We start from the raw sequence: 11,042 nt of genomic DNA, 5'->3' as shown, positions 1-11,042 counted from the left end.
ATCCGGCTCGTCGGCGTCTCGGTCGGATGCGTTAACGTCATGATCTCTTGATCCCCCTGATGATCGCGCTGTCCGGGACCTGGCATTCCCCCGACTCCGGACTGCAATGTTGGATGTGCGGTTAGTGGTCTTTGGTGCGGTCTGGCTACGAACCGTGCTTACGAAGTCGCATTGTGGCAGCAATAGGGGTGGCCCTCCGGTCCGGGGCGGCGAAGGACCACGTTGTATTCCGCATTCTGTTACGCAGAGTTAATAAAAATGTCGACCTGACCGACTCGGCTCAGGTGCGGGCGCGCTCGACCGGACTGCTGCGGTCCCCGCTCCGTCCAGTCCCTCGAACGGGCGTTGACCAGCGCGTCCTCGAAGGGGTCAGCGGACGGTGATGCGCGAGACGAGGAAACGCGCGAGCACGCTCGGGCGGGATCCCGCCGTTCCGATCTCGGAGTCGGCTACAGCGAGTTGTCGACTTACGCGTCGCACGGTGACCGCCGCCTCGGCCTCCGCGTCGAGGGGGAGGGAGCCGAGGGGGAGGGAACGGACGAAGGTCACGTCCATCGACATCACCTGGGTGGCCGATCTGGTGGGCAGTATCCGGCTCAGCGCCGGTGACACCGCGGCCACCACCTGACCGTCGGACCCGGTGATGGTGCCCGATGAACGGTGCAACGGCAGCCGGTGCGCCGAACCGTGGCGGTCGCCGGCCCAGGCCTGGGTATAGAGCAGCAGGGGAGCGAGGGGACCGGATGCCGAGGGTTTCTCCCGTGCCTCGGGTGGGCGCGTGGGCCAGTCGCCAGGCGTGTCCAGATGCAGGCTGGCGGCGCGCACGCTATCGCTCTTCCCGAGCGCGGCGGCGGCGGTGAGGGAGATCTCGGCGAGTACGGCGAGTACGGCGAGTACGGCGAGTGCGCCAGTGGTGAGGCCGACGCTCGGTACGGGAACGGGGAGCTCGGGACCGGGGACCGGGGACGTCCAGGTTGGCCCGGCACGGGCCAACCTGGACGTCAGGATCGGGCGAGGTGAACCAGGATTAGACGAGGTCGAACCGGTCGAGGTTCATCACCTTGACCCACGCCGCGACAAAGTCGTGCACGAACTTCTCCCGCGCGTCGTCGCTCGCGTAGACCTCCGCGAGCGCGCGCAGCTCGGAGTTCGAACCGAAGACGAGGTCGGCGCGGCTGCCGGTCCACCTGACCTTGCCCGTGGCGGCATCGCGGCCCTCGAAGGTGTTCGCGTCCTCGGACGTCGCCTTCCACGTCGTGCCCAGCTCGAGCAGGTTGACGAAGAAGTCGTTCGTCAGCGACCCGGGAGTCGCGGTGAAGACGCCGAGCGGCGACTGCTGGTAGTTGGCACCCAGGACCCGCAGACCACCGACGAGGACCGTCAGCTCGGGGGCGCTCAGGGTCAGCTGGTTCGCCCGGTCGAGCAGAAGGTACTCAGCCGGCAGGCGGTGGCCCTTCCCGAGGTAGTTGCGGAACCCGTCTGCCGTCGGCTCGAGCACCGCGAACGACTCCACGTCGGTCTGCTCCTGCGACGCGTCGGTACGTCCCGGTGCGAAGGGGACCTCGACGTCGAAGCCGGCGTTCGCGGCGGCCCGCTCGACGGCAACACCACCGGCGAGCACGATCAGGTCGGCGAGCGAGACCTGCTTGCCGCCGGTCTGGGCGGCGTTGAAGGCTTCCTGGATCCCCGTCAGCGTGCGCAGGACCGCCGCCAGCTGGTCGGGGTCGTTGACCTCCCAACCGCGCTGCGGTTCGAGGCGGATGCGCGCACCGTTGGCGCCGCCGCGCTTGTCACCACCGCGGAACGTCGAGGCCGACGCCCACGCGGTGGAGACCAGCTGGGAGACCGACAGGCCCGAGGCGAGGATCTGACCCTTGAGAGTGGCGACGCCCGCGGCGTCGATGAGCTCGTGGGCCACCGCCGGGAGCGGGTCCTGCCACAGCAGCGTCTCGGTCGGGACCTCCGGGCCGAGGTAGCGCGCGACCGGCCCCAGGTCACGGTGCGTCAGCTTGAACCACGCCCGGGCGAACGCGTCCGCGAACGCGCTCGGGTTCTCCAGGAAGCGCCGCGAGATGGGCTCGTAGATCGGGTCGAACCGGAGGGCGAGGTCCGTCGTCAGCATCGTGGGGGCGTGGCTCTTCGATGCGTCGTGGGCGTCGGGGACGGTGCCGGCACCGGCACCGTCCTTGGGCTTCCACTGGTTCGCACCGGCGGGGCTCTTCGCCAGCTCCCACTCGTGGCCGAACAGGATCTCGAAGAAGCTGTTGTCCCAGCTCACCGGGGTGTTCGTCCACGCACCCTCAAGCCCGCTGGTGATCGTGTCCCCGCCCCTGCCGGTGCCGAAGGTGCTCGTCCAGCCGAAGCCCTGCTCCTCGAGGGGGGCGCCCTCGGGCTCCGGGCCGACGTGCTCGTCCGGGTTGGCCGCGCCGTGGGTCTTGCCGAAGGTGTGGCCGCCGGCGATCAGGGCGACCGTCTCCTCGTCGTTCATCGCCATCCGGCGGAACGTCTCGCGGATGTCGCGTGCCGCGGCGATCGGGTCCGGGTTGCCGTTCGGGCCCTCCGGGTTGACGTAGATGAGACCCATCTGGACCGCGGCGAGGGGATTCTCGAGCTCCCGGTCGCCGGTGTAGCGCTCGTCGTCGAGCCAGGTGGTCTCGGGGCCCCAGTAGACGTCCTCGTCAGGCTCCCAGACGTCCACCCGACCGCCGGCGAAGCCGAAGGTCTCGAAGCCCATCGACTCCAGGGCGACGTTGCCGGCGAGGATCATCAGGTCGGCCCACGAGATCTTCTGGCCGTACTTCTTCTTGACCGGCCACAGCAGGCGGCGAGCCTTGTCGAGGTTCGCGTTGTCCGGCCAGCTGTTGAGGGGAGCGAAACGCAGCTGGCCGGCACCCGCACCACCGCGGCCGTCGCTGATGCGGTAGGTGCCCGCGCTGTGCCACGCCATCCGGATGATGAACGGGCCGTAGTGACCGTAGTCGGCCGGCCACCAGGCCTGCGAGGTAGTCAGCACCTCCGCGATGTCCTGCTTCACGGCGGCGAGGTCGAGGGTCCTGAAGGCCTCGGCATAGGTGAACTCCCCGCCGAGGGGGTTGGCCACGGCGGGGTTCTTGGCGAGGATCTTCAGGTTGAGCTGGTTCGGCCACCAGCCGCGGTTTCCGCCGCCCTGGGTGGGGTGCGGGGCGCGACCGGGCGCGACCGGGCAGCCACCGCCGCTCTCCGCATTCATGTCGTACACGACTGCGTCATGGTTCTCGGACATGGGACCCTCCGGGCATAGACGGATATCAAGAGCGATCAGGAACGCGTGCGGTGGAACAGCCGTGACACCGGCCCCAGTAGATGGCCGCGGCCTCGTTGGCGGCCTCGTCGACGGCCTCGTTGATCGAGAAGCCGCGCAGGGATGACTCCACTGTCACAACTGTCACACTGTCACGGTCGGCCACTCGGAAGAGAAATCGAAAAATTCCGCAACTTTGATAGCCTCAATCTATGGCTAGTCCGCAACCGACCCTGGCCCAGCTGCGCGCCCTCGTCGGGGTGGCCGATCACCGGCATTTCGGCCGCGCCGCGGCGGCCCTGCATGTCAGTCAGCCGACGCTGTCCAGCGCGGTGGCGGCGCTCGAGCGCACCCTGGGCGTCCAGCTCGTGGAACGCACCACCCGCAGCGTCCTGCTCACCGAACTCGGGGAGGAGATCGTCCGGCGGGCCCGGGGGGTGCTGGGCGCCGTCGACGACATCGGCGAACTGGCCATCCGGGCCCGGGAGCCCCTGGTCGGTGACATCCGTCTCGGGGTCATCCCCACGGTGGCCCCCTACCTGCTCCCACGGCTGCTGCCGACGCTGCGGGAACGGTGGCCGCAGGCACGGCTGCGGCCGCGGGAGTCCCAGACGGCCACCCTGCTGGCGGAGCTGCGCGGTGGTGCGCTCGATCTCGCGCTGCTCGCTCTGCCCACCGATGAGCCGGGGACAGCCGAGATCCCGCTGTACGACGAGGACTTCGTCCTCGTCACCCCCGCGGATCACCCGCTGGCGGGTGGCGCCGCCGTGCCGGTCGCCGCCATCGGCGGGCAGGACCTGCTCCTGCTGGAGGACGGGCACTGCTTCCGGGCCCAGGCGCTCGAGGTCTGCCGGGAGGCGGGGGCACGGGAGCGTTCTACCCTGCGTGCGGCGAGCCTGTCGACGATCGTCCAGATGGTCGCCGGTGGCCTGGGGCTGACCCTCGTCCCCGCCGCCGCCGTCGGAGTCGAGGTCGGCGAGGGGCGGGGCCTGGCCGTCGCCACGTTCCGCCGGCCCGCGCCGCACCGGCGCGTCGGCCTGGCCTACCGCTCGACCTCGGCCCGTGTGACGGACTGGAACCTGCTCGCCGCCGAGGTGCGGGCCGCCCTGCCGGGGACGGGTCTCGCCCTCGCCCCGGTGCCGGCCGCGGCGGTCTGACGCGCGCCCTCGGCGGGCTCCGGTGAATGCAGCGGGCCGGCCGCGAGACCGACCGGTCGGGCGTCGCCGGCCGGCCGACCACGGACACACGGTTTCCCTCGCTCCGTGCTGGGCATCAAGCGAATCTTGCCGCCGAGTGGGCAGAGGGCAGCGTCGTGTCGGATCGTCTGTTCCGTGACCGGGGGGATGCCGGCCGGCAGGTCGCTGCTCTGTTGGAGCAGTACCGGGGCCGCCCCGATGCGCTGGTTCTGGGGCTCCCGCGGGGAGGGGTGCCGGTTGCCTACGAGGTTGCGAAGGATCTCGGTGCTCCGCTCGACGTGTTCGTTGTGCGCAAGCTCGGGGTCCCGGGCCGCGAGGAAGTGGCGATGGGCGCGATCGCGAGTGGCGGGGTGCTGGTCCTCAACGACGATGTGGTCCGCGGTCTGAACCTCCCCCTGGAGGTGATCCAGCGGGTGGCGGAGCAGGAGGGCCGGGAGCTGCTGCGCCGGGAGCAGGCTTATCGGGAAGGCCGGCCGATACCGGACGTGGCCGGCAAGACCGTCATTCTTGTCGATGATGGCCTGGCCACGGGCGCGAGTATGCGGGCCGCCATCCAGGCGTTGCGGCAACTGCAGCCGGCCTGGATCGTCGTCGCCGTGCCGGCGGCACCCTCTTCCACCTGCCGGGAGCTGACGGCGCTGGCGGACGAGGTGGTGTGTGCGACGACGCCGTCGCCGTTCTTTGCGGTCGGGCAGTCCTACTGGGATTTCACCCAGACCACCGATGAACAGGTGCGCAGTCTGCTGCGCGCGGCGGCGACGTCCCGGCTTCCCGCGGGAACCGTGGTGTACCGCACGGATGCGGCCGTCGTCCGATCCGAGATGGTGCCGGTCCAGGACGGCGTTCCGGCCGGCGACAGGCTGTTCGATCTGGTTGGTGACGCCAGCCTGGTGTTGATCGGCGAGGCGTCGCACGGCACCCACGAGTTCTACGCCGCCCGCGCCGCGATGACCCGGCGGCTGATCGAGGAAAAGGGGTTCTGCGCGGTGGCGGCGGAGGCGGACTGGCCGGACGCCTACCAGGTGAACCGGTTCGTCCGCGGTCACAGCGAGGATGTGACGGCCGAGGAGGCGTTGCGTGGCTTCGAACGTTTCCCAACCTGGATGTGGCGCAACACGGTCGTCCTCGACTTCGTCGGCTGGCTGCGTGAGCGCAACGACCGGATCGGCGCCGAGGAACGGGCCAAGGCCGGTTTCTACGGACTGGATCTGTACAGCCTGTACCGTTCCATCCAGGAGGTCATCGCCTACCTGGACCGGGTCGACCCGGCTGCGGCCAGGCGGGCCCGTGAACGGTACGCCTGCTTCGATCACTACGGCGGCGAGGGCCAGGCCTACGGCCAGGCCGCGGCGTTCGGCGCGGGCGAGACGTGCGAACAGGCGGTCGTCGACCAGCTCGTCGACCTGCGGCGCCACGCGGCCGAGTACACCGGGCCGGGCGGGCCACTCGCCGACGACTTCTTCTACGCCGAGCAGAACGCGCGGACCGTCAAGGCCGCGGCGGACTACTACCGGTCCATGTTCTCCGGCCGGGTCTCCTCCTGGAACCTACGTGACCGGCACATGGCCGGTACCCTCGACGCGCTCGCCACTCATCTGCGCCGGCAGTCCGATACTCCGGCGAAGATCGTGCTGTGGGCGCACAACTCCCACGTCGGGGATGCCACAGCGACCGAAGTCGCGGCCCGCGGCGAGATAACTCTCGGTCAGGTGGTACGGATCCGGCACCCGGGTGACTGCCGGTTGATCGGTTTCACCACCTACACCGGCACGGTGACCGCCGCAGACGACTGGGATGCCCCGGCCGGCCGTAAACGGGTCCGCCCGGCGCTTCCCGAGAGCCTGGAGGATCTGTTCCACAAGGTAGGCGAGAAGGAGTTCCTCGTCCCCCTCGGCTCCGCCGAGTGGGCCGCCCGGATACTGACCTCGGCCCGGTTGGAACGCGCCATCGGCGTGATCTACCGCCCCGGCACCGAACGGCACAGTCACTACTTCCGTGCCCGGGCCGCCGACCAGTTCGACGCGATCATCCATATCGACGAGACCCGGGCCGTCGAACCACTCGAACGGACGACCCGCTGGGATCGCGGCGAACCACCACGGACCTACCCCTTCGCCGCGTGAGAAAGCTTCGCCGCGCGAGAAACCCTTGGATCGCCGGACAACTCGGCCTGGATGTCACCGGTGGTGCCCTCGTCCTCGCCGTCGTCGCGGGTGGCCCCGCGGACCGTGCCGGCGTCCCCCTGGCGACGTCGTCCGCACCTTTGACCGGAAGCCCGTCAACTCGGCCGAGGACTTCTTCGCGGAACTGCGTGGCATCTCGCCCGGACATCAGGTCACGCTCGGTCTGCGGCGCGACGGAAGCGGCCAGGAGGTCACGGTCACGCCCTCCGACCGGCCCAGCTGACCGGCGGGCGGCTGAAGACCTCAACAGAAAGCGGCGGGCATGACGATCTTGGATATCCTCTGGCTGTTCATCATCCTGTCCAGTCTCACCCCCTTGATCCAGCAACGCACGCTCGCGTTCCAGCGTGGCCAGGCGCTGCGGGCACTCGAACGTACTCGCCACTCACGTGTGATCACGATGATTCACCGGCGGGAGAACTTCGCGTTCCTCGGGATCCCGTTTGGCGGATTCATCAGCGTCGAGGACTCCGAGGCCGTCATCCGGGCGATTGAACTGACCGACCCCGACCTGCCGGTCGACCTCGTCCTGCACACCCCCGGTGGCCTCTTCCTCGCGGCCGAGCAGATCGCATCCGCCCTGGCCGACCACCCCGGCCCGGTCACCGTGTTCGTTCCGCACTACGCGATGAGCGGCGGGACGCTCATCGCACTGGCGGCCGACCACGTCGTCATGGCACCGTCGGCCGTCCTCGGCCCGGTCGATCCGCAGGTCGGCGGAATGCCGGTCGCGTCGATCCTCGACGTCGTGGTTCGCAAGAACGTGAACGAGATCGACGACAAGACGTTGATCATGACCGACGTCTCCCGCAAGGCCCAGCGACAGATCCAGGAGTTCGCCGGCCGGCTCCTACGCCGCCGCCTTCCGCCCGACCGCGCCGACCAGCTGGCCAGGACGCTGTCCGAGGGAAGGTGGACCCACGACTTCCCGATCGACGTGCGCACCGTCCGCGAACTCGGCCTCACCGCCTCCACGGACCTACCCAACGAGGTGCGCAGACTCATGCGGCTCTACCCGCAGCCCAGGACGGGCCGCCCGTCGGTCGAGTACATTCCGCTCCCCTACCGGCAGCGACCCGACCAACCCGAGCCCATCCTCGCTCCCGCCCGGCGTGACCCCGGCGGCCACCGCAGGAAAAGAGCTATCAACCCACCCGACTGAGGGTTAACCCACCCGACTGAAGGCTAGCCAACCCGACCGGAGGCCAACCCGTCCACTGCACATCCTGGAGACGACCAACGGCCCGGCGTCTTCGCGGGCGTGTTCAGCCGTTTGGGATCGTTTCGGCGGATTGCTGGCTGACGGCCGCGAGGATGTCGTGCTGTTCCTGCTCCAGGATGCCGGCCAAGTCACGCTTGCTGGGGTCGAGTTGTCCGACGCGCGGCGCAATCTGCTGAAGCATTGCGATGACGGCGAGAGTCAGTCGGGCCGCGTCCTCCGGCCGGTCGTCTGCCAGCAGCAGTTCGATCTCACCGGCGAGGCTGGCGAGTGTCCCGTCGTCGGTGGCCGGTGTGAGGTGGCCGGCGAGCCCGGGCGGATAGGGAGTCTGGGTCCGGAACTCGCGCAGCGCGGTCACGATCGCGGGCTGGTCGCTGAGGTGCTCGAGGAGCCCCTGGAGTGCGTTCAGCCGCGCGACCAGCCGGGGCAGGCCAGGATGCCGGTCCAGCCATGCCAACAGGGCGCGTTGACCCCCCCAGGTGAGCGATGATCCGCGGCAACGTGGCCTCGAGCGGGTAGGGCAGGTTCCAGTGGAACGACAGGAGACGCGCCAGCCGCTCGGCAAGGGTCGCTTCCTTCCGTGGATCGAGATCGCCGGTTGCGAACTTGTCGACCAGCGAGCTGTCCAGTTCGAAGGCGGTCATCGGATATCCCCTCCTCCCGGCCCGGCCTCCACCACGGCGCCCGTAGATCAACGGGACGAGTCGGGAATCCGGCATCGAGCGGCTGTACCGGCCGTCTCGCCCGGGCCGTGTCCACGGCGGTGACCATTTCGGCTGGGACACCCGCGCCGGCTGCCTCATGCCCACTGCCGCCCTTGTCATCCACCCGATTGACACAAATCTCAACTGATCGCAAAAATGCTGCTGCCGCACTCGCCAGCAAGCCGAGGTCTGCGCCGGCACGAGGAAGATGGGTAGAATGCAACGGCCATTCCCGGTATGCCGTGATGCCCGCACCGTCGCCTGGCTGTGGTTTCCTGCGGGCGGAGCTGGGTAGAAGGACTTTGGGCCCATTGTCCGTCAGCGGGCAGGGCCAAGGTCCCGCCGGCTCGTCTTGATGAGGAAAACTGATTCGAGGGGATGGCGGGACCGCCTTGCTTCGCGGCCTCCGTATCTGCCCGGGTGCTGCGTGCCCGGGCGGTGGCCGTCCCGGAGAGGCCGCGCCGGTCGTTCACCGTCCCGGCGGTTGCGGAACAGCCCCGGAGTGGTGGCCAGTATTTCCCGCTGCGGCTGATTTACCCGCCGACGACCGGGTAGACGGCGGTGGAAGTATTTTGCCGACAACGGCTGATTGCGTCGTCGAATCGAATGATGTCGAAATGATGCTGACGAGTGGAGAAATCTCATGGCATTTCCGGTGCGAAGCAGCCAACGTCCGGCCCCGGTGATCAGGTGGGATCCGTTCCGGGAGATCGAGGACGCCTGGACCCGGATGGGAAGCCTGCTCGGCGACGTCGTCGGTGGTGCGGAAGGCCGACCGGTGGGACTGTTGGCCGCCGTCGTCGTCCCGGTCGACATCGAGGAGACCGACGACGCCTACATCGTCGAACTCGAGCTCCCCGGGGTACGCCGCCGCGATGTCTCGATCGACCTGCAGGATAACGAGCTTCGGGTCACCGGTGAGATCAAGGAGCGGGAACGGAAGGGTGTGCTACGCCGTCAGACCCGGCGGGTGGGCAGGTTCGAACATCGCATCGTGCTGCCGGGTGAGGTGGACCCGGAGTCGGTCAGCGCGACGCTGGACGACGGGGTGCTGACGATCCGGCTCGCCAAGTCCAGGAAGAGTCAGCCCAGGCACATCGAGGTCACCGGCGGCAGTGACGGCGGCAGCTGACCCGGCGGCGGGGCCGCTGTCCGCGTGTCCGCTATCGCCAGCGGGGCCGTGCCCGCCCGGCCGCGGCGCCGTGGTGAATCCTGAATCCTCCATAAAACTACACTGGGCAACCGGGTGCGGGTAGTTACGGCACTTATAACTTCACAATCCCTACCAAGATGATAGATTATCAAAATTCCCTCTGGACTCGCAACGAAGTGGTCGTTAATATTGCATCCGTTGTCTTCCGAGGAGGGGTATGATCAACATCATTGGTGCGGGCTTCGGGCGTACCGGAACGCTTTCGCTCAAGTTGGCCCTCGAACAGCTCGGTTACGGCCCTTGTCATCACATGGACGAGGTCCTCGCGCACCGGGAGACTATCGCTGCATGGACGAGTGCCGCCGAAGGTGCTCCTGCGGACTGGGACTCGCTGTATGGCCAGTACAGATCGACAGTCGATTGGCCGGGTGCCCGGTTCTGGCGGGAGCTCGCCGCCCACTACCCGTCGGCTCGAATGATTCTTACGGTTCGCGACCCGGAAAAATGGTATGACAGTGCGCGGAACACATTATTCCAAGCGATATCGAACCGACCGGCGAGAATGAGCGCGGAAGCCATGCGCGTGATCACCATGATGAATCTGGTGGTGTGGGACGGTGTCTTCAAGGGGCGTTTCGCGGACAAGGACTACGCCCTACAGGTCTTCGCGGAGCACAATGCCGCGGTGCAACGCGAGATCTCAGCCGACCGTCTGTTGGTATTCGACATCGCCCAGGGGTGGGGTCCCCTGTGCGACTTCCTCGGTGTGCCGGTTCCGGGGGAACAGTTCCCCCGGCTGAACAATCGAGAAGCCTACGCGGCGAAACACCATGAACGTGTCGCCGCGGCCATGAGCGCGAGCGCTGTCCACCCGTGAACCCCGCCCAGCCCAGTAGCTGAGGCGGGGATTCCCGGCCCGGGACCCGTAGCACCCTCCCTTCGGAGCTGATCCGGGTTCCGGCCGGGCAACGCATCCCACGCCGTCGACGCGGATCGGTGCCCGCGAGAGCCCCGAACGGATCTGGTCATCTTCGGTGACCAGATCCGTTCGGGGTCGGGCTCCGGTCCGCCGCGGGGGAGCGGCGGGCGCGTAGCACCCGGGTGAGGACGTCCGGTCGCAGCAGTGCCGATGGCGGTTCGACCAGATTGATGATCCGCATGAACACCCGGGCCACCACCGGGTCGGTGTGCGCGGCGGCGTGCACGTGGGGCAGGTAGGCGTTGACCAGCCTGATCCGCGGGGTGCGCCGTCCCTGCACCTGTGGGTATCCTAGATCATTTCCGGTGGCCAGGGACCAGGCCAGGTC

Annotated in this window: 10 protein-coding genes and 1 pseudogene; 6 read left to right on the top strand and 5 right to left on the bottom strand. The window is 68.4% G+C overall.

Annotated features, from left to right (window positions below; all coding sequences use genetic code 11):
- Positions 1–369: 369 nt before the first annotated feature.
- The 3 genes from AC08OP_RS13125 to AC08OP_RS13115 are packed head-to-tail and all read right to left on the bottom strand — an operon-like array spanning position 370 to position 3,428.
- Positions 370–993 carry a hypothetical protein gene (locus AC08OP_RS13125; RefSeq protein WP_476614443.1) on the bottom strand — a complete coding sequence of 208 codons (624 nt, stop codon included), beginning with the start codon at positions 991–993 and terminating at the stop codon, positions 370–372.
- 34 nt (positions 994–1,027) lie between these two features.
- Complete coding sequence (gene katG, locus AC08OP_RS13120; RefSeq protein ID WP_476614442.1) at positions 1,028–3,262, bottom strand: catalase/peroxidase HPI; 2,235 nt, start codon at positions 3,260–3,262, stop codon at positions 1,028–1,030.
- 25 nt (positions 3,263–3,287) lie between these two features.
- Positions 3,288–3,428 (bottom strand): hypothetical protein, encoded by a 141-nt coding sequence (locus AC08OP_RS13115; protein WP_476614441.1) that lies wholly within the window; start codon positions 3,426–3,428, stop codon positions 3,288–3,290.
- A gap of 64 nt (positions 3,429–3,492) precedes the next feature.
- Here AC08OP_RS13115 and AC08OP_RS13110 point away from each other — a divergent pair, with 64 nt between their 5' ends.
- The 4 genes from AC08OP_RS13110 (at position 3,493) to AC08OP_RS13095 (ending at position 7,821) form a co-directional block, all read left to right on the top strand.
- Entirely contained in the window at positions 3,493–4,437 is a 945-nt protein-coding gene (locus AC08OP_RS13110) for a LysR substrate-binding domain-containing protein (RefSeq protein WP_476614440.1), read from the top strand.
- Between the two features lie 155 nt (positions 4,438–4,592).
- Positions 4,593–6,599: an erythromycin esterase family protein gene (locus AC08OP_RS13105; RefSeq protein WP_476614439.1), complete on the top strand. Its 2,007-nt coding sequence runs from the start codon at positions 4,593–4,595 to the stop codon at positions 6,597–6,599.
- A 25-nt stretch (positions 6,600–6,624) separates the two neighbouring features.
- Entirely contained in the window at positions 6,625–6,882 is a 258-nt protein-coding gene (locus AC08OP_RS13100) for a PDZ domain-containing protein (protein WP_476614438.1), read from the top strand.
- Positions 6,883–6,921: 39 nt separating this feature from the next.
- On the top strand, positions 6,922–7,821 hold the full coding sequence (locus tag AC08OP_RS13095; protein ID WP_476614437.1) for an SDH family Clp fold serine proteinase: 900 nt from the start codon (positions 6,922–6,924) through the stop codon (positions 7,819–7,821).
- Positions 7,822–7,924: 103 nt separating this feature from the next.
- Here the strand turns inward: AC08OP_RS13095 and AC08OP_RS13090 are convergent, their stop codons facing one another.
- Complete coding sequence (locus AC08OP_RS13090) at positions 7,925–8,335, bottom strand: hypothetical protein (protein ID WP_476614436.1); 411 nt, start codon at positions 8,333–8,335, stop codon at positions 7,925–7,927.
- Positions 8,336–9,225: 890 nt separating this feature from the next.
- Between AC08OP_RS13090 and AC08OP_RS13085 the strand changes: the two genes are divergently transcribed.
- Together AC08OP_RS13085 and AC08OP_RS13080 are read left to right on the top strand one after the other, a co-directional pair.
- On the top strand, positions 9,226–9,714 hold the full coding sequence (locus AC08OP_RS13085) for an Hsp20/alpha crystallin family protein (RefSeq protein WP_476614435.1): 489 nt from the start codon (positions 9,226–9,228) through the stop codon (positions 9,712–9,714).
- A 238-nt stretch (positions 9,715–9,952) separates the two neighbouring features.
- Positions 9,953–10,612 (top strand): sulfotransferase family protein, encoded by a 660-nt coding sequence (locus AC08OP_RS13080; RefSeq protein ID WP_476614434.1) that lies wholly within the window; start codon positions 9,953–9,955, stop codon positions 10,610–10,612.
- 148 nt (positions 10,613–10,760) lie between these two features.
- Here AC08OP_RS13080 and AC08OP_RS13075 read toward each other — a convergent pair.
- A pseudogene (locus AC08OP_RS13075) lies at positions 10,761–11,042 on the bottom strand (FAD-dependent oxidoreductase); the annotation flags it as partial.

The organism is Frankia sp. CeRuru1 (genome assembly GCF_977966315.1).
The sequence above is the reverse complement of the archived record's forward strand: the minus strand, read 5'-3'. Positions and strand labels throughout refer to the sequence as shown.